Origin of the sequence: Pygmaiobacter massiliensis (assembly GCF_900199435.1) — a bacterium.
GTDB classification, from domain to species: Bacteria; Bacillota; Clostridia; order Oscillospirales; family Ruminococcaceae; genus Pygmaiobacter; species Pygmaiobacter massiliensis.
The window spans coordinates 843,555-861,899 of record NZ_OAML01000003.1; the positions used below are offsets into that span (position 1 = coordinate 843,555).

Consider the following 18,345-nt stretch of genomic DNA (forward strand, 5'->3'; position numbering starts at 1 on the left):
TGTGAAAAAAGCATGAATAGAATATAGACAAAACGAGAAAAAAGAGTGTTTTTGTCAAAAAAGTGTCTTGATTTTGCCAAGATTTTACCTTATTCTTAAAAATATAATTACAAATTGGAAGAAATGCGGGGAACAAGTATGTCAGATAGTCTATTGGCCTCTTTATTTTTGAACATTAGCTTATTGCTCTGTGCTTCCGCATTCCTTACAGAGTTTAAATCTACCCGTAAAGTGGTGCAAAATCGAGAAAACGACCTAGGTTGCCAGATTATTATCGGGCTATTGTTTGGCGTCATGGCCTGCCTTTCTACCTATTTTGGCGTAGATGTGCAGGGCGCTATTGTAAATACGCGTGTAGTTAGCGTCGCCGGTGCGGGGCTGATTGCCGGGCCGGTAGGTGGATTGATTGCAGGCGGCATTGGTGGACTTCATCGTTACCTTTACAACCAGAGCAGCTTTACCTCGCTGGCCTGCGGTGTCGGTACTGTTTGGTTCGGCGTAGTAGGTGCGGTGGCACAGCATTATTACAGCAAAACACGCCATCGAAAAATCTATCTTGTAGCGGTAACCATTATAGGCGAGCTGTTTCAGGTGTTTTGGCTGTTGCTGCTGGCGCGCCCGCTTTCCGCTGTAATCGAGCTGGAAAAAGTCATTCTTTTACCCAAAATCCTCGTCAACTCGGTGGGCATGGTGTTGATGTTTGAAACATTTAATCGGTTGCGGCAAAACCATACCGATGAACTGGTGCAGTACCAAACCCGCGCGCTATATATTGCAGACCAATGCCTGCCCTATTTAAGAGAAGGGCTGCATAACCACGAAAATCTTTCGGTCGTTTCGGACATTGTGCGCAACAACACAACAGGTTACCATGTGCTGCTTACCGACTGCACCACTGTTCTTGCATACAGCGGTGCAGAAATTTTGGAAGGGCTGCCACCCAGTGTGATGGAATGCCTCAAGACCGGGGCACCGCAGATAGATTTGCATCCTAAAAAAGTCGAAGTAAAACAGCTGCCACGCTGCGCAGCAGAAGGTTTTATTACGATGCCGTTGAGAGCAGGCGAAGCAGTGATTGGAACCATGACGCTTTTACCGGATGCGGGCAGTCCACTTGCAGCTGAAAGCGATGTACATTTTGCGACTACCCTCGCCAAGTTCTTCTCTACTATCCTAGAGCTGAACAATGTGGATTATCAAATTAAACTGCGTCACCAAGCAGAATTTCGCGCATTTCAGGCGCAGATTAACCCACATTTTTTCTATAATACGTTAAACACGATTTCCGCTTTTTGCCGCACCAAACCCGACGAGGCGCGCCGGTTGCTTTGCACCCTTGCAGATTATTACCGGCATACTTTAAGCGTCAACGAAGAGTTTGTGACGCTCGCCAGCGAACTGAAAAATGTGCAGAATTACTTAATCATCACCCGCGCACGGTTTGAGGACGCCATCCATCTAAGCTGTGAGTGGCCGCCTGAAGCAGAAGAGTTTCGGCTGCCGCCGCTGATTATCCAGCCGCTTGTGGAAAACGCCGTACGGCATGGCGGCACAACGGTAACCGATCGGCGCATCCATATCCGCATTTGGCCGGAAAATGATCGCATGTGGTTTTCCATCCGTGATGAAGGGCATGGATTCCCACCCGAAGTATTAAAAGACTTGAATGACCCGGAGAATAAGAGATATTCCGGACTTTTTAATGTGTCTAAACGTTTGCTTAGCGAATATGGTTCTGAAAGCCGCCTGCGGGTGGAAAGTACACCAAACGGTTCGACCGTAAAATTTTCACTGCCCATAGAAACGGAACGCGAAAGGGGAGCACCCGCATGAAAATTGCAGTCATTGACGACGAGAGATACGCGCGCGACGAGCTGATTCATCAAATCAAGGAAATCATGCCCGACGCTTCTGTTTTTGAAGCGTCATCCGGTGTGGAAGCAGTGGAGCTCATTGAGCAGCAAAAGCTGGATATTCTGTTTGTGGATATTCACCTTTGCGATATGCTGGGTACAACGATTGCCTCGCTGGCCAGGCGGCTGCTGCCGGAATCCCGCATCATTTTTGCAACAGCATTTGCAGAGTACGGCGTGCAGGCCTTTGAGCTGGGCGTCGACAACTATCTGCTTAAGCCTTTTGCCCCCGACCGTGTGCGCCAGGTGTTAACCCTGTGCCAAACAGCGCGCACCTTAACACCCGCGCCCAAAGAGCCGCTGCCTAAAATTGCAGTGCTGGTAAACCGGCGAACGGTGCTGCTAAATTTGGAAGACATTGTTTATATTGAAACCAGTGGAACCGGCCACCAATGCGTGCTTTACACCAAAGAAAAAACCTATACTACCACGTCTTCTTTGGGTGAATATGAGGCGCGTCTAAAATCGCAAGGCTTTTTTCGAATCCACAAAACCTGCCTTGTCCAGCTAAGGCTGATTCAAGATATTTTCAGCTGGACCAATAACGGCTACGCCCTGCATATGCAAGGCTTTGATTGCATTTTGCCGATTGGACGCAACCGTGTGAAAGAACTGCGCCAAAGACTGCATTTATGACCTGCATTTAGCGATAGCTACGCGGAGTATACATATAATGAACCACCTGCCAAACCCTGCAAATGGTCCCGGCGGGTGGTTCTTTTTTAGAAAAGTTATGTGCTAAATAAATTGAAAATCTTATTGTTCAAATGTGGCGTTTTTCATGAGAGAACACTCTTGATTATTCCTTAAGATATCTTGTGAAAATGAGGCGTGACTTGCTTTTTTTGCTATGCTATACTAAACAAAAATGGATAAATATTCCACATCATGTACTTCGTAAAGGGGGCGCAGAAAATGTCTTTTTTGAAGCGTATCGGGGCAGCAATGCTCTGCACTGTTTTTGTCTTTACGGGGTGCAGTGCCTCAAGTAGTAAGGGGCAAAACTGCGCGGTGCAGCCAGAACAGCAGCTTGTGCTGTACACCAGCCACCCAGAAGAGATTTACGAGCCGTTTATACGAGAGTTTGAGGAACGAACCGGTGTTTGGGTAAGGGTAATAAGCGGCGGCACGCAGGAGTTGCTGGATCGCATTCAGCAAGAAAAAGACGCCCCTGCGGCAGACGTGATGTTTGGCGGCGGCGTAGAATCTTTAGAGGGGTGCAGTGCCTGCTTTACCAGTTACCATAGCGGCGAATCGGATGCTGCGACAATAGCTGCAATTTCTGATCCGCGTGACCGCTGGACCAGCTTTTCAGCGCTGCCTCTCGTCATCATTTATAATACAAAGCTGGTGAGCGAGCGGGATGCTCCAACCACATGGTCGAGCTTGTTGGATTCAAAGTGGCAGGGGCGCATTGCTTTTGCGGATCCGCAGGTTTCCGGGTCCTGCTACACTGCGCTGGCAACGGCTGTGCAGCTGTACGGCACAGAATATTTGCCTGATTTTGCCCGCAACCTGAAAGGTCGCTGTTTGCAGGAATCCCGAGAGATTGCACCACGGGTAGCAGATGGAAGCTATTCGGTTGGTGTGACACTGGAGAGTAATGCGCTGCAAACGATTGCCGAGGGCGCGGATATTGCCTACCTTTATCCGGAAGACGGTACCAGCGCAGTGCCGGACGGCGTTGCAGTGCTGGCCGGGGCGCCCCACCCGGAGAATGCGCGACAATTTGTAGATTTTGTGCTGGGCCGAGATGCACAGGCATACCTTGCGGGGGAGCTGCACCGCCACGCCGTGCGTGAAGGACTTTCACCCAAAGGGGTGCAAAAGCTGGAGAATATTCCGCTGATGGAATATGACGTAAAGTGGGCGGCCAAAGAAAAAAGCTCTCTTTTGGCACTGTGGACGAAAGAATTTGCTCCCGCCGAGGAGGACAGAAAATGAACCGGCTGAAACAACTTTCGTTTAAATATCGCATTTTTGGCAGCAGCCTTTTGGTGGCACTACTGCCGCTGCTGCTTTGCAGTATTTTGATGCTAAGCATCTTTACCGATACGCTGGAGCGCCAAAGCCACGAAACAGGAGAGCAGCAAATACAAAAACTGACCGACCGGTTTGCTTTGGTTTTGCAAGGGGAAGAAGAGGCCCTGCAACGGCTATGCGAAGATGAATTTGTGCAGCGCTCTTTGCTGGACCATACCACGGACGAGCTGGTGAAAGATGTTTACCTTGCACTTTATCAGGCCACCAACGGAATGAGCAACGGAGCTGCTTTTGCCCTTTATGATGCAGGCGGACAGCTGAAATTCACGACGCAGGAAGGCACGCCGCAAGCGCAGCTGCCGGTAAACTGGGGACTTTTGTATAAAGCGGCACAACAAAGCGGTACCGCCTATTTGGCCGAGCCGGAACAGGATGCAGCTTCTCAGGGATTGCCCAGTTTGCGCGCTGTGCGATCGGTACATGCTGCCAACGGTTCGCGTATCGGTTATGTGGTGTGCAGCTTAACGGCGCAGCAGCTCCGCCAGTCTTTTGCCGGGCTTTTGCCAGAGGGTGGACCGCTTTTTCTGTTTACCCCGCAAGGGCGGCTGATGTATGCCTCCCGCAGCGGTGTAGAGGAAGAAGCACAGCGGCTGCGCGAAGCATTGATGGCGGGCACTCTGCCGACACAGCCGGATCAGAATTATTTTTTGCGCACTGAGCCGGTTTCCGGCTGCCTGTTGATACTTCGTCAGCCGACGGCACTCAGCGCCGGTGCCGTGGGGCTGATGCGCAGCATCAGTTTTGCCTCTGCGGCCATCTCGCTGATTTTGTGCGTCGCGATTTCGTTTTTGCTCAGCCGTAGCCTGTCGCGCCCCATCGAAAGGCTAAGCCATGCCATGCACCAGGTGCGCAGAGGAGACTTGGATGCCCACGTGGACGTGGAACGCCAGGATGAGATTGGCCAGCTGACCGAAGACTTTAATGAGATGACCACCCGTTTAAAGGCACAGGTAGAAGAACGGGTTCAGCACCAGCGAGACTTAAATGATGCCCAAATTCGCCAGATGCAGGCGCAGCTGAATCCGCATTTCCTTTACAACACGCTGGATACTATGAAATGGCTTGCAAAGATTCACAAACTGCCCGAAGTGGCGCAGCTTGCAGGCGGCCTTGGCAGTATTCTGCGCAGCAGCATTGCAAGCGAACAGTTTATTACGCTGCGGCAGGAACTGGTGCTGGTGGAGCATTATATCGATATTCAGAAAATCCGCTTTGCAGGCAAATTTCAATACGTCATTGATGTGCCGGAACATCTGCGAGATATCATTGTTCCGAAAATGATTTTACAGCCGCTGGTGGAAAACTCGATTTTACACGGACTCGAAATAAGTGAAAGCGGATATATCTACATTTATGCCCAGTGCGACGAAAAGGTTTTGAATTTGTCGGTAACCGATGATGGCTGCGGTATGTCCACCGAGATGGTGGAGCGGCTGAACAGCCCGGAGCCGAAAATGCTGCAAGGGCATTTGGGGCTGTACAATGTCATGCGCATTGTACAACTTTATTACGGGCGGGATTATGGGCTACACGCCACAAGTCAAGCGGGAATTGGCACCACCGTTACGTTACGGCTGCCCGCCGGAAAGGAAGAAAGCAATGCTGAAAGTTGTAATTGTGGAGGATGAACCACTGACCCGCCAGGGGCTGGTGCTTGCGGTGGATTGGGCTGCAATGGACTGTCTGGTGGTAGGGGAAGCGGCAGACGGCCTTCAGGGGCTCAGCGTGATTCGTGAAACCCAGCCGGATTTTGTACTTACCGATGTGAAAATGCCCCGCATGGATGGGGTGGAAATGATTGCCCAGCTGAAAAAAGAAGAATGCCGCGCGGAATTTATCATCCTTACGGCATTCAGTGATTTTGAATATGCGCACAGCGCCTTAAAACTGGGGGTGGCAGACTATCTGCTGAAACCCTATGAAAATGACAGCGAGCTGGAAGCAGCAGTGCAGAAAATACGCCAGCGGCTGATAGAGCGCACGAGCCAAAACACAGAGCCTGCTTTGTTTCGATTTAACTTGGAGAAAGGCACGAAAAGTAAATACATCGAAGAAGCCATCGCTTACATACGCAGCCATTATGCAGAAGAAATTACGGTAGGTGCCTGTGCCGAAGCCATCAGCCTTTCAGAAGGGTATTTGAGCAGGCTGTTTAAAAAAGAAACCGGATATACTTTTAATGGATATCTTGCAGCTTACCGTATTCATGTGGCAATGCGCCTTTTGCGCGATCACCATATGAAAGTGTACGAGGTAGCCCCGCTGGTGGGCTACCTCGATACGAATTATTTCAGTACACTTTTTAAAAAGTCGGTTGGCATTTCGCCCAGCGAGTATCAAGATAGGTGCCTCTAAGCTGCCTTTGCATTTGTCACAGCCCAAGAAATTCTTGCAGTAAACGCGCAGTTGCTGATGCCTCGCGCATCGTTTGCATCTCGCAAAAGATGCGCAGCAAAGGCTCTGTACCGGAAAAACGCGCAATGATCCAGCCGCCGTCAGAAAAATAAACCTTGCAGCCGTCAGCATAGCTGATGTGTGCAATCGGCCGCCCAAAATCGGGCAGCTGTTTTTGATCGAGCAGCAGCGCGGCAATTTCTGCCTTGCGTGCGTCAGAAAATGAGAAGTCCTGTTCGGTCATCTCGTAATGCCCATAGCGCTGCTCAATCTCTGACCAAAGAGAAGAAAGCCGCTGACCGGATACGGCAATCATCTCCACCAAAAGGCTGGCAGCATAGATACCGTCTTTGCCTTGGATATGGCCCTTCACAGTGAGCCCCCCACTGCTTTCACCGCCGATTAGCGCATCTGTTTTTAGCATCTTGGCAGAGATGTTCTTAAACCCAACCCGCACCTCGTAGCAGGTTTGGCCAAAGTCCCGGGCAATCGCATCCAGCAGATGCGTGGTAGCAATGTTGCGCACTGCCGGGCCGCGCCAGCCTTTATATTGTAATAAGTAATAATAAAGCAGCACCAGTATTTTATTTGGGTGCAAAAACTCGGCCTTGTCATCAATGACGCCCAGCCTGTCGGCGTCACCATCGGTGGCGAGGCCAATGTCGCATTTGTTTTCGAGCACGAAATTTTGCAGGTGCAATAAAGTGTGGGCATTGGGCGCAGGCAGCCGCCCGCCAAACAGTGTGTCGTGCCGGTCGTGGATAACGTCTACATCGCAGCGAGCGGTAAGCAGCACCGTTTGCAACGCAGTTTTGCTTACACCATACATCGGGTCCATCGCAATTTTAAGACGCCGCTGCCGTATAGCAGCAAGGTCAAGCGCGTTTAAAATGCTGTCAATGTAACTGTTCATCGGGTCGATGAGCGTAAGGAGTCCTTGCGCCTGGGCAATCTCAGGATCCAGCTCTTTAATAGGGAGATTAGCAGATTCCAGCGCTGCAATCCGGGCTTCCAGTGCAGATGTGTAAGCTTCGTCTGCATCCCGACCGCCGGGTAAGAAAATTTTGATGCCGTTATAAATGGCCGGGTTGTGGCTCGCGGTTACGGCAAGCCCGCCGCCCAGTTTTTGCGCTTCTACCCAAAACATAATCAGCGGGGTGGGGGATTCCCGATCAATCAGCTGCACAGAAATTCCGGCGCCGCAGAGCACCTGCGCGCACCAGATGGCGGCCTCGCGACTCAAGAAGCGGCGGTCATAACCAATCGTGAAGCCCTGGGCCGCTGCGCCATCCGCTTTTAGCTGCTCTGCCAGGGCAGCGCAAAGCAGGCGAATATTCTGCCGGGTGAACTCCTCTCCAATCACGGCGCGCCATCCGCCCGTCCCAAAACGAAGGCTCATACAGTGCCCTCCTGCGCGGCGGGAAGCTGGATGCCATGTGCGGCAAGCGCAGCTTCAAACTGCGGCATATCGCCATAGAAAATGATGCTGTCCATGCCGGCACACTGGGCACCGTAAGCGTTCATGGGCTGATCGTCTACAAAAAGGCACTCGGCTGGGTTTAGCCCAAAATGCAGGCAAAAAGTGCGAAAAATACTCGGGCTGGGTTTCATTAAATGCCAGTCTGCACTGATAAACTCGCCATCAAAATAGCGCAGTGCCGCAATGTTTTTGCGGAAATTGTGGTAGCGTACACTGGTGTTTGAAAGCAGATAGATGCCATAGCCCGCCGCCTTGGCACGGCCAATCAGTTCTTCCATACCTTCCATTGGCGGGATATCTTCGTTCCAATGGGCGTAAAGCTGGGCCGCGATTGGGTGCAACCGTGGTGGAAGTCGCTTGCAGCAGGCTTCCACAGCCTCGGCTTCGGTAATGGTGCCGTGATCCATGCGTATCCACTCTACACTTTGAAAGACCTCGTGCAGCAGCAGCGGCCAATCCTCTTTGTTTTCGGCATACTTTTCCACATAATGCATCGCATTGTAGTGGATGAGCACGTTGCCCATATCGAACACCAGATTTTTGATTTTCATGTCAGAAGAAGTCCTTTCTTGCAAAACGGCCCGCCAGTTGGCAGGGCCGTCTTTTATTTGGTTAAACCACGCTTACTTTTCCCTTGCTTACTTTAAGGAAAATAAGCAGGCTGATTACGGTGCTAATGGTAAGGATAGAGGCCAGTGCCGCTGCGGTACCATAGCTGTTGCGCACGACCTCGGTGTAAATTGCAACCGAGATCGTGCTGGTTTCGCCGCCGTATAGCATAACGCTGGAGGACAGCTCGTTGATGCAGGTAATCCAGCTGAGAATGGCGCCGGATAAAATACCGGGAGCCATCAACCGGCTGGTTACTGTAAAAAACGTTTTCATCGGAGAAACACCAAGGTTAATGGAGGCTTCTTCCACGCTGGGGTCCATCTGCCGCAAAAATGCACTGCCGCTGCGTACCGTGTAGGGCAGCTTGCGTACGACAAAAGCGATAATCATAATAAACGCAGTGCCGGTAAGGATAACCGGCGGTTTGTTAAAGGCTACAATCAGGCTGATGCCAAGCACTGCGCCCGGAATGACATAGGGAAACATAATCAGCATATCCATCAACTGACCAGCCACACCGCGCTGCCGCACAATGATATAGCTGATGAGCAGACCAAGCAGCACGATAATGACGATGGCAATGGTGCTGAAGGTAAAAGTGTTGCGGATGTTGGTGGAAAGGCGTTTGGCAATTGTGGTATAGCTGTCAAAACTGAACTGGTTTTTAAAACCGGTGAAGTCGCATTTAATAAAGCTGGTTACAACGACCACAATTTGCGGCAAAAAGCCAATGAAAGTGACAAACCAGACGACAAAGCTTGCAGCAAAACGTTTTCCGCCGTGCAGTTCTTCCACTTTGGGTGGGCGCATCGAGGTCATCACATAGTTTTTGCGCGCCACCACGCGGTTCTGCACAAACAATACCAAAAGGCTGCACGCCACCACAATTACCGAAAGTGCACTTGCAAGGTTAGCGTTGCCGCCAATTTCGCTCATATATTCGTTATAAACAAGCACGGGCAAAACAGTGTAACCTTCGCCAATCAGCATCGGGGTGCCAAAGTCTGCAAGGCTCGTCATAAATACCATAATGCCGCCCGCCGCAATGCTGGGCAAAATAACCGGCAGTGTTACGGTTAAAAGGCGGCGCAGCTTGCTGCTGCCAAGGTTTTCGGCAGCTTCTTCAAGGCTTGAGTCAATGCTGCCCATCGCGCCGGACGTGTAAAGATAAACATACGGAAACAGCTTAAAGGTGAACACGGTGATGATGCCTGCTTTGCCGTAAATCGCGGGCAGCGTGATGCCGATTGCAGCGAACATCCGGGTAACAAGCCCTGCGCGCCCAAACAGCAAAATCCAGCTGTAAGCGCCAATAAAAGGCGGGCTCATCAGGCACATAATGATGAGAATGTGAATATATTTTTTGCCGAAAATATTATAGCGGGTCATCAGGTAAGCCATCGGTACACCAAGCAGCAAAGTAGTCAGGGTAGTGGTGATGGAAACAAAAAGGCTATGCCCCAAAGTGCTGTAATAATATTTTTTGGTGAAAAAGCGAATGTAATTGGCCAAGGTAAACCCCGCCTCTTTGGGCGAGAAAAAGCTGCGGCTTACAAGGGTGAAAAATGGGTAGATCAAAAAAATCAGCATAACTCCAATTACGGCGACCTTGACCCAGAACCAAAAATCCAGCCGCTTACCGGATTTGCTTTTCAGCATGAAAGCACCTCCCCGGTTTCGGGTACGTACAAGCTCACTTTGTCGGCGTCAAAACCAATATGTACCTCCTGACCGTCGGGGCGCACTTCGTTGACATCTTTGGTATATTCGTTCAGCTGCACCGTTTGCCCGTTGTGCAGTTCAATCTCGTACTCTACAAAGTCGCCTAAAAAAACAGACATAGTGATTTTACCGGCAAGCCCCTCGTTTTCATGGAAAAAGAGTTGCTCCGGCCGTGCGCTGAGTGTAGCGCTGCCGGTATATTCGCGGCGCAGGGGAGCAGATACGCTGTATTCCGGAGCAAGTTTTATCTCGGCTTTGCCATCTTGCCCGGCGGCAATTTCGCAGTTGATAAAGTTGGAAACGCCAATGAACCCCGCAACAAACGGATTCTCCGGCTTTTTGTAAATCTGCTCCGGCGTGCCAACCTGCATGATGTCGCCGGATTTCATGACAGCAATACGGTCAGAAATCGCAAGGGCCTCTTCCTGGTCGTGGGTGACATAGATGGTTGTAATGCCAAGTCTGCGCTGCAATTTTTTGATAATAGAACGCATCTGCACCCGCAGTTTTGCATCCAGGTTGGAGAGTGGTTCGTCCATCAGCAGCAGGGCGGGTTCAATGACGAAAGCGCGGGCCAGCGCTACGCGCTGCTGCTGGCCACCGGATAGCTCGTTCGGTTTACGTGCAGCAAGGTTTTCAATCTGCACCAGCTCCAAAGCTTCTGTTACGCGGCGGTCAATTTCGTCCTTTGGCACCTTTTTTGCTTTTAAACCGTAAGCGACGTTTTCTGCCACGGTCAGGTGCGGAAAAATCGCGTAGTTCTGGAACACCATGCCGATGTCGCGTTTGTGTGCAGAAACATTGTTGATAACAGTGTCGTCAAAACGGATTTCGCCGCCGTCTACCGTGTTGAAGCCCGCAATCATCCGTAAAAGTGTAGTTTTACCGCAGCCGGAGGGCCCCAGCAAAGTGAAAAATTCGCCCGGACGAATGCTTAAATTGACCCCGCCCAGCGCCTGAAAATCGCCATAGCGCTTTACGGCGTCCTGAATAATTACTGCATGACTCATATAGAAGTTCCTCTCTCATCACTGGAAAAGTTGAATTTGAAAAGCGGGGACATTTCGGTGTTGAAATGTCCCCGCCTGATTTGCGGTGCGAAACAAGGGGGATTAGCCCACCATGATGTCGTTGAATTTCTCGATGATGGTTTCTTTGTCGTTTGCGGCCCAGTCAAAGTCATAATCGACCAGTTTCAGCTCGCTGAGTTTTGCCATGCCGGCGGGTACTTCCATATCGTTGCGTACCGGGCGGCGACCCCATTTTTCGCTCTGAACAGTCTGGCACTCTTTGCTGGTTACAAAGTCGATAAAGAGCTTTGCGTTTTCTTCGTTCGGGCAGCCTTTTACAAGGGCAACGCCATCGGGCACGGCGCTGGTGCCGTCTTCGGGGTAAACAAAACCGACGCTGGCGTCATCTGCATATTTGATGGCCGATTTTTCGATGGTGAGGCCGACATAGAATTCGCCGTCTGCAACCATCTTATGGCATTTACCGGAAGAATCAACGATTTTGCCGTCGAGGTTGTCATAGAGGTCTTCGATGAAATCCCAGCCGTCTTCCTTACCGCCGTGGCCCAGCAGCATGGTGCAAAGCTGCGTATAAGCAGAGCCGGATTTGGAAGGCAGGCAGTAAGCAATCTTGCCTTCCCACTGCGGGTCAATCAAGTCAGACCATTTGGTGGGAACGGTCATACCGGCTTTTTCAATCAAATCTTTGTTATAAAAGATAACCATCGGCAGCGGGCTTTCGCCAATCCACAGGTCGTCTTTGTCTTTGTAAGCTTCGTCGATGACAGCGTCATTGGCGCAGACATACGGCTGAAAGTAATCTTTGAAAGCAGCCAGACTGTCAGCACCGCCGCCCCAAAGTACATCGGCGATGGGGGCTGCGCTTTCGGCCTTGATACGGTTGCAAAGTTCGCCGGTACCGGCGGCAACTACCTCTACCTGAATGCCCGGGTATTTTTCCATAAACATATTCACGCCGTCATTCAAAGGGTCAGCGTCGTGCGGGCTGTAAACCACCAGTTTGCCCGAAGGCTCTCCGCTGGAGGGTTTGGACGCGGTACTTTGTGCCGCTTGGGAAGAAGGTGTGCTGGCAGGCGTGCTGGAGGCAGAACCGCCACAAGCCGAAAGACTTAACGCAAGGGTAGCAGCAAGAAACAGTGCAAAAAACCTTTTCATGTTATCTTCTCTCCTTTTTTTGTGTAACACATTTTCTCCAATGTGTTTTCTCTTGCTTCTATTATAGAAAAGCTGTCGCGAGGTGAGAACAGGACAAAAATGATATTTCATCTGCAAAAATGACCATAATACACAGCGGAATAAAAAGTATAAGATGAGATGTGTGCAATATGCACAATACGTGATGTGGGATGGACTAACTGTAAGATAAGCAAAACGGCGGAGACGTGAATGACAAGAGAGAAAAGCATTGGCCTGCTGTGCTCTTCTCCATAAGGTGCTACAGGATACTATAGATGTAATATAAGTTGTACTTTTTATGAGAAGTAAATAACAACAAAAAACTGTGCCACGAGATAAGAGGTATTTTATGGTAATACGGTTCGAAAATCCTGGCGATATCAACTCAAGGTAATACAACGAAACCTTAGAAAGCCTAAGACTACCGGCAAAAAACACAAAAAACAGGCTTTGCAATTTCGACTTTTTTAGCAGCTCGCAGAAAGCGCAGAACTCGACAGGTTTTATTGACTTTCTTTCGACGATATGCTATGATGAAGACCTCAATTGAATATAACGTTGCCAATATAGGTTTGGATAATCTGGCCCAAATGTTTCTACCGCACGCCGTAAGTTGCGACTATTGGTTTCTTGAAATTTGCCCGTTATGGGTGAATTATGCTGGCAACAGACTTAAGTTACTTAAGTCTGTTTTTTGTTTGTTCCAAACAGCCATGTAAAGAAACTGGTAGAGGTGTGCCCAAAGCCTGGATGGCAAACACATTTTCGTCCGTATGTAATCTTTACATAAAAATTTTCAGGAGGAACAAACATGAAAAAATTGCTCACTTTGCTTCTGACAGCTGCGATGGCAGTGTCTGTTCTCACCGGTTGCGGCGGCGCGAGCAGCAGCTCGGCGGCCCCCTCTGCAAGCGGTGCCACTTCTGCCGCAGGTTCTCAGGCTGCGAAGGATGTCAAAATCGGCTTCATCTTCCTGCACGATGAAAACTCTACTTACGACAAAAACTTCATCGATGCTGCAAAAGCGGTAAAAGAGAAACTCGGTCTTTCTGATGACCAGGTCATCTTCAAAACCAACATCCCCGAAAGCAGCGAGTGCTACGAAGCTGCTGCTGACCTGGCTGACCGCGGCTGCGACATTGTGTTTGCAGATAGCTTTGGCCACGAGCAGTACATTGCTCAGGCAGCTGAAGAATTCCCCGAAGTGCAGTTCTGCCATGCTACCGGCACCACCGCACACACCGCAGACCTGCCCAACTTCCACAACGCATTTGCTTCTATCTATGAGGGCCGTTACCTTGCAGGCATCGCCGCAGGTATGAAACTCAACGAGATGATTGAAAATGGCGAATTCACCGCTGAAGAAGCCAAAATCGGCTACATTGGCGCTTATACCTATGCCGAGGTTATCTCTGGCTACACCGCTTTCTACCTTGGTGCAAAATCTGTCTGCCCCACTGCAACGATGGACGTGCAGTTCACCGGCAGCTGGTATGACGAGACCGCCGAGAAAGAAGCTGCTAACCTGCTGATCGGCCGTGGCAGCAAACTCATCAGCCAGCATGCTGACTCGATGGGCGCTCCCACCGCTTGCGAAACCGCAGGCGTTCCCAACATCTCTTACAACGGCAGCACCCTTTCTGCTTGCCCCAACACCTTCATCGTTTCTTCCCGTATCGATTGGGAACCGTACTTTGAGTACATCATCACTTCTTTCCTCAACGGCGAAGCAATCGACGCTGACTGGTCTCATGGCCTCGACGAGGGCTCTGTTGTTCTCACCGACCTCAACGAGAAAGTCGCTGCTGCCGGCACCGCTGATGCACTGAAAGAAGCCAAAGAGAAACTGGTTGCTGGTGAGCTGCACGTGTTTGATACCGCTACTTTCACTGTGAAAGGCGAAACACTGACCTCTTATATGGCTGATGTTGACACCGATGCTAACTACACCCCGGACACCGAGGTTATCGAAGATGGCTACTTCCACGAGTCTGAGAAACGCTCTGCTCCGTACTTCGATCTTCGCATCGACGGCATCAACACCCTGAACGAGAAGTTCTAATTTTATTCGCAATCACTGGGCGGGGCAGAAACTGTCCCGCCCAGAATTATTTTTAATTTTGCGTTTCAGCATTCGTTTGTGTAACGCTGAGAACAGGAGGAAACATGGAGGCACATACTGCTGCTGCAATCGAACTCAAACATATTGTAAAAACGTTTGGGTCGGTTGTCGCCAATCAGGACATCTGCCTGACGGTGAACCGAGGAGAGATTCTTTCCATCCTTGGGGAAAACGGAAGTGGCAAGACCACGCTGATGAACATTATTTCGGGGATTTATTTTCCCGATGCCGGTCAGATTTTCATCAACGGCGAGGAGGCGGTGATTCGTTCTCCCAAAGATGCGTTTGATTACAAAATCGGTATGATTCACCAGCATTTTAAGCTGGTAGATGTGTTTTCTGCTGCCGAAAATATCGTGCTGGGCTTTCCCGAAAAGGACGGCTTCAACATCAAGCGTTCAGCACAGCGCATCAAAGATATCAGCGAGCAGTATGGCTTTGACCTCGACCCGATGAAAAAAATCTACGATATGTCAGTTTCGGAAAAGCAGATGGTCGAGATCATCAAGGTGCTTTACCGCGGCGCGGACATTTTGATTTTGGACGAGCCCACCGCAGTGCTGACCCCGCAGGAAACGCAGAATCTGTTTGCAATTTTGCGCCGCATGCGGGATACTGGCAAAGCTATCGTTATCATCACACATAAACTCCATGAAGTTCTTTCTCTTTCTGACCGTGTTTCTGTACTTAGAAAAGGCGAATACATCGGCACTGTGCAGACAGCGGAAACAAGCGAAGCAGAGCTGACCGAGATGATGGTTGGCAAGAAAATTTCGCTGAACATTGATCGCAGTGAACCCGAAAATCCGCAGGATCGCCTGGTTGTAGAGCATCTCAACTGCGTGGATCGCAGCGGTGTGAAGATTCTCAACGACGTATCCTTCACTGCACGCTCCGGCGAAATTCTGGGCATTGCAGGTATTGCGGGCAGCGGACAGCGCGAGCTGCTGGAATCCATTGCGGGTCTGCAATCGCTGCAAAACGGCGAAATTCTTTATCACAACCCCAAAACCGGTGCGGTGGAAAACCTGCGGGACAAAACTCCGCTGCAAATTCGTGAACTGGGTGTACGCCTCTCCTTTGTTCCGGAGGACCGCCTTGGCATGGGCCTTGTCGGCAATATGGATATCGTCGATAATATGATGCTCCGCAGCTACCGCTCGGGCAAATCGGCAATGCTGGACCGCAAGGCCCCGCGCAATCTTGCCGAGCGCATTATCGACCAGCTGGACGTTGTTACCCCGAATGCCAACACCCCGGTGCGCCGTCTTTCGGGCGGTAACGTGCAGAAGGTGCTGGTCGGACGAGAGATTGCCTCCGCCCCGACTGTTTTGATGGCAGCTTACCCGGTGCGCGGTCTTGACATCAATTCTTCTTACCTTATTTATAACCTACTCAACCAGCAGAAAGAAAAAGGCGTGGCCGTTGTTTTTGTCGGTGAAGACCTTGATGTGCTGCTTGAGCTTTGCGACCGCATTATGGTAATTAGCTCCGGTAAAATCACCGGCGTTGTGGACGGACGCAGCGCAACCAAAGAGCAGGTGGGCCTGCTGATGACCAAAACCGAGGAAGGGGACAGCAATGCATAACAACGAAAAACACAAGCGTGAACCGCGCTTTCATATCGCTAAGCGCGATGCTCTTGTTTGGTGGAAAGCCTGGCTCATCCGCGGCTGTGCTGTTTTGACAGCACTCGTCGTAAGCGGCATCATTACTGTGCTGCTCACCGGCCTCAACCCAATCGGCGTTTACGCCACCATGATCGACGGTGCTTTCGGCACCACTCGCCGTATCTGGAGCCTTTTTCAAAATATCGCAATGCTGCTTTGTGTGGGTGTTGCTGTGACCCCGGCCTTTAAAATGCGTTTTTGGAATATCGGCGCAGAAGGTCAGGTGCTGGTGGGCGGCCTTGCAACGGCAGCCTGTATGATTCTTTTCAGCGAAACGCTTTCTACCCCTGTTTTGTTTATCGTGATGATTGCGGCAAGTATTCTTGCCGGTATGGTTTGGGCGGTTATCCCTGCCTTTTTCAGAGCAAACTGGAACACCAACGAAACGCTGTTTACCCTGATGATGAACTATATCGCCATCCAGCTGGTATCTTTCTTTACTTACCAGTGGTCGGTCCCCAAAGGCTCTGGGCAGATTGGCGTTATCAACCGCGCCACCAAAATCGGCTGGCTGCCTGCAATCGGCGGCCACAGCTATCTGCTGAATATCTTAGTCGTTCTTGCGCTTACTGTGTTTATGTATTTTTACCTGCGCCATAGCAAACACGGGTATGAGATTTCGGTAGTAGGTGAAAGTGAAAACACGGCACGCTATATCGGCATCAACGTAAAAAAGGTAATTATCCGCACCATGCTGCTTTCGGGCGCTATCTGCGGTATTGCCGGTCTGTTGCTGGTAAGCGGCACCGACCACACCATTACCCGCGACACCGTCGCAGGGCGTGGCTTTACCGCGATTATGGTTTCGTGGTTGGCTAAATTTAACCCGCTGTATATGATTCTGACCTCGTTTCTCATTGTCTTTTTGCAGAAGGGTGCAGTGGAGATTTCCACCACGTTTGGCTTGAACGATTCCTTCTCGGACATTCTGACTGGTATCATCATCTTCTTTATCATCGGCAGTGAGTTCTTTATCAACTACGCGATTAAAGCGCGTACCGTACAGAAAGGGGAGAATGCATAATGCTCGTTACTTTTATTCAGCGTGCCGTTGTGCAGGGCATCCCTCTGCTGCTCGGCTCCACCGGTGAAATCATCACCGAAAAATCCGGCAATCTCAACCTCGGTATTCCGGGCATCATGTATGTGGGTGGCATCAGTGGCGTTATCGGCGCGTTTCTCTATGAGCAGTCGCTTGCAAGCCCCGCAGCCATCAACCCGTTTCTCGCAGTGTTCATTCCGCTGTTTTGCTCGATTCTTGGCTCACTGCTGATGGGTCTCATCTATGCGGTACTGACGGTTACGCTGCGTGCCAACCAGAACGTGACCGGCCTTGCGCTGACCACCTTTGGCGTGGGCTTTGGCAACTTTTTTGGCGGCTCGCTGATTAAGCTGGCAAAAAGCGATATGCCTTCTATCAGCCTGACAGCTACCAGCAACTGCTTCCGCCAGACACTGCCGTTTGCAAATGACCTTGGCTGGTTCGGCAAAATCTTCTTTTCATATAGCTTTTTGGTTTATGCAGCCATTATCATCGCGCTGCTTGCCTCCTACGTGCTTAACCGTACCCGTATTGGTTTGCACCTGCGTGCTGTGGGCGAAAACCCGGCGACTGCCGATGCTGCGGGTATTAATGTCAGCCTGTACAAATACGCGGCTACCTGTGTAGGCAGTGTGGTGGCAGGGCTTGGCGGACTTTATTATGTTATGGACTATGCAAGCGGCGTTTGGTCAAACAACGGCTTTGGCGACCGCGGCTGGCTGGCCATCGCTCTGGTTATCTTTGCAGTGTGGCGCCCCAACGTGAGCATTTTGGGATCCATTTTGTTTGGCGGCCTTTTTATCGTGCACAACTACATCCCCAACCTCAGTGTCAGCATGCAAGAGATATTTAAAATGCTGCCGTATGTGGTTACCATCATTGTGCTGGTGGTCATCAGCATGCGCGAAAGCCGCGAAAACCAGCCTCCTGCACACCTCGGCGTGTCTTACTTCCGAGAAGAAAGATAATTGCGCAGCAAAATAGATATAAAGACAAAAAAGAGATGCCTGTTTTAATGGCATCTCTTTTTTCTTTTTGTTGCATTGGCATTGAGAAAAATAGAGGGAGAAGAGTGGACATACCTGCAAAAATAAAATGGCTTATTTTTAAGAAAAAAACAAAGCGTCTAATTTTAAAAGC

Annotated in this window: 14 protein-coding genes and 1 riboswitch; of the genes, 9 read left to right on the forward strand and 5 right to left on the reverse strand. The window is 50.4% G+C overall.

The window, feature by feature from the left end; genetic code table 11:
- Nucleotides 1–138 precede the first annotated feature (138 nt).
- The 5 genes from C1A11_RS08535 (at nucleotide 139) to C1A11_RS08555 (ending at nucleotide 6,311) form a co-directional block, all read left to right on the forward strand.
- Nucleotides 139–1,833, forward strand: a complete 1,695-nt coding sequence (locus C1A11_RS08535; RefSeq protein WP_180950297.1) for a LytS/YhcK type 5TM receptor domain-containing protein — start codon at nucleotides 139–141, stop codon at nucleotides 1,831–1,833.
- Entirely contained in the window at nucleotides 1,830–2,549 is a 720-nt protein-coding gene (locus C1A11_RS08540; RefSeq protein ID WP_102050056.1) for a LytR/AlgR family response regulator transcription factor, read from the forward strand. The genes C1A11_RS08535 and C1A11_RS08540 overlap by 4 nt, the downstream gene beginning before the upstream one ends.
- Before the next feature lie 279 nt (nucleotides 2,550–2,828).
- Complete coding sequence (locus tag C1A11_RS08545) at nucleotides 2,829–3,857, forward strand: ABC transporter substrate-binding protein (RefSeq protein WP_180950298.1); 1,029 nt, start codon at nucleotides 2,829–2,831, stop codon at nucleotides 3,855–3,857.
- Nucleotides 3,854–5,584 (forward strand): cache domain-containing sensor histidine kinase, encoded by a 1,731-nt coding sequence (locus C1A11_RS08550; RefSeq protein WP_102050058.1) that lies wholly within the window; start codon nucleotides 3,854–3,856, stop codon nucleotides 5,582–5,584. The genes C1A11_RS08545 and C1A11_RS08550 overlap by 4 nt, the downstream gene beginning before the upstream one ends.
- Entirely contained in the window at nucleotides 5,556–6,311 is a 756-nt protein-coding gene (locus tag C1A11_RS08555) for a response regulator transcription factor (protein ID WP_102050059.1), read from the forward strand. Before C1A11_RS08550 ends, C1A11_RS08555 begins: the two co-directional genes overlap by 29 nt.
- Before the next feature lie 16 nt (nucleotides 6,312–6,327).
- Here the strand turns inward: C1A11_RS08555 and C1A11_RS08560 are convergent, their stop codons facing one another.
- The 5 genes from C1A11_RS08560 to C1A11_RS08580 all read right to left on the reverse strand — a co-directional run bounded on the left by C1A11_RS08560 (nucleotide 6,328) and on the right by C1A11_RS08580 (nucleotide 12,350).
- A complete protein-coding gene (locus C1A11_RS08560; RefSeq protein WP_102050060.1) occupies nucleotides 6,328–7,749 on the reverse strand; it encodes a phosphoglucomutase/phosphomannomutase family protein in 1,422 nt (473 codons plus the stop codon).
- The gene (locus tag C1A11_RS08565) at nucleotides 7,746–8,381 is read right to left on the reverse strand and encodes an HAD family hydrolase (protein ID WP_102050061.1); all 636 of its coding nucleotides are present in this window, start codon (nucleotides 8,379–8,381) and stop codon (nucleotides 7,746–7,748) included. Before C1A11_RS08565 ends, C1A11_RS08560 begins: the two co-directional genes overlap by 4 nt.
- A gap of 61 nt (nucleotides 8,382–8,442) precedes the next feature.
- Nucleotides 8,443–10,101: an ABC transporter permease gene (locus C1A11_RS08570; protein WP_102050062.1), complete on the reverse strand. Its 1,659-nt coding sequence runs from the start codon at nucleotides 10,099–10,101 to the stop codon at nucleotides 8,443–8,445.
- Nucleotides 10,095–11,174 (reverse strand): ABC transporter ATP-binding protein, encoded by a 1,080-nt coding sequence (locus C1A11_RS08575; RefSeq protein WP_102050063.1) that lies wholly within the window; start codon nucleotides 11,172–11,174, stop codon nucleotides 10,095–10,097. Before C1A11_RS08575 ends, C1A11_RS08570 begins: the two co-directional genes overlap by 7 nt.
- 102 nt (nucleotides 11,175–11,276) lie before the next feature.
- Nucleotides 11,277–12,350: an ABC transporter substrate-binding protein gene (locus C1A11_RS08580; protein WP_102050064.1), complete on the reverse strand. Its 1,074-nt coding sequence runs from the start codon at nucleotides 12,348–12,350 to the stop codon at nucleotides 11,277–11,279.
- 563 nt (nucleotides 12,351–12,913) lie between these two features.
- Nucleotides 12,914–13,013: riboswitch (purine riboswitch) on the forward strand.
- 169 nt (nucleotides 13,014–13,182) lie between these two features.
- Between C1A11_RS08580 and C1A11_RS08585 the strand changes: the two genes are divergently transcribed.
- The 4 genes from C1A11_RS08585 (at nucleotide 13,183) to C1A11_RS08600 (ending at nucleotide 18,173) form a co-directional block, all read left to right on the forward strand.
- Nucleotides 13,183–14,433, forward strand: a complete 1,251-nt coding sequence (locus tag C1A11_RS08585; RefSeq protein ID WP_102050065.1) for a BMP family ABC transporter substrate-binding protein — start codon at nucleotides 13,183–13,185, stop codon at nucleotides 14,431–14,433.
- A gap of 104 nt (nucleotides 14,434–14,537) precedes the next feature.
- On the forward strand, nucleotides 14,538–16,082 hold the full coding sequence (locus tag C1A11_RS08590; RefSeq protein WP_102050066.1) for an ABC transporter ATP-binding protein: 1,545 nt from the start codon (nucleotides 14,538–14,540) through the stop codon (nucleotides 16,080–16,082).
- Nucleotides 16,075–17,187, forward strand: coding sequence for an ABC transporter permease (locus C1A11_RS08595; protein WP_102050067.1), 1,113 nt, complete (start codon nucleotides 16,075–16,077; stop codon nucleotides 17,185–17,187). The genes C1A11_RS08590 and C1A11_RS08595 overlap by 8 nt, the downstream gene beginning before the upstream one ends.
- Complete coding sequence (locus C1A11_RS08600; RefSeq protein ID WP_102050068.1) at nucleotides 17,187–18,173, forward strand: ABC transporter permease; 987 nt, start codon at nucleotides 17,187–17,189, stop codon at nucleotides 18,171–18,173. Before C1A11_RS08595 ends, C1A11_RS08600 begins: the two co-directional genes overlap by 1 nt.
- Nucleotides 18,174–18,345: the final 172 nt, after the last annotated feature.

Bases quoted from the DNA above. Each gene is read 5' to 3' on its own strand.
- C1A11_RS08535 (WP_180950297.1), top strand. From the start codon at position 139: ATGTCAGATAGTCTATTGGCCTCTTTATTTTTGAACATTAGCTTATTG.
- C1A11_RS08540 (WP_102050056.1), top strand. From the start codon at position 1,830: ATGAAAATTGCAGTCATTGACGACGAGAGATACGCGCGCGACGAGCTG.
- C1A11_RS08545 (WP_180950298.1), top strand. From the start codon at position 2,829: ATGTCTTTTTTGAAGCGTATCGGGGCAGCAATGCTCTGCACTGTTTTT.
- C1A11_RS08550 (WP_102050058.1), top strand. From the start codon at position 3,854: ATGAACCGGCTGAAACAACTTTCGTTTAAATATCGCATTTTTGGCAGC.
- C1A11_RS08555 (WP_102050059.1), top strand. From the start codon at position 5,556: ATGCTGAAAGTTGTAATTGTGGAGGATGAACCACTGACCCGCCAGGGG.
- C1A11_RS08560 (WP_102050060.1), bottom strand. From the start codon at position 7,749: ATGAGCCTTCGTTTTGGGACGGGCGGATGGCGCGCCGTGATTGGAGAG.
- C1A11_RS08565 (WP_102050061.1), bottom strand. From the start codon at position 8,381: ATGAAAATCAAAAATCTGGTGTTCGATATGGGCAACGTGCTCATCCAC.
- C1A11_RS08570 (WP_102050062.1), bottom strand. From the start codon at position 10,101: ATGCTGAAAAGCAAATCCGGTAAGCGGCTGGATTTTTGGTTCTGGGTC.
- C1A11_RS08575 (WP_102050063.1), bottom strand. From the start codon at position 11,174: ATGAGTCATGCAGTAATTATTCAGGACGCCGTAAAGCGCTATGGCGAT.
- C1A11_RS08580 (WP_102050064.1), bottom strand. From the start codon at position 12,350: ATGAAAAGGTTTTTTGCACTGTTTCTTGCTGCTACCCTTGCGTTAAGT.
- C1A11_RS08585 (WP_102050065.1), top strand. From the start codon at position 13,183: ATGAAAAAATTGCTCACTTTGCTTCTGACAGCTGCGATGGCAGTGTCT.
- C1A11_RS08590 (WP_102050066.1), top strand. From the start codon at position 14,538: ATGGAGGCACATACTGCTGCTGCAATCGAACTCAAACATATTGTAAAA.
- C1A11_RS08595 (WP_102050067.1), top strand. From the start codon at position 16,075: ATGCATAACAACGAAAAACACAAGCGTGAACCGCGCTTTCATATCGCT.
- C1A11_RS08600 (WP_102050068.1), top strand. From the start codon at position 17,187: ATGCTCGTTACTTTTATTCAGCGTGCCGTTGTGCAGGGCATCCCTCTG.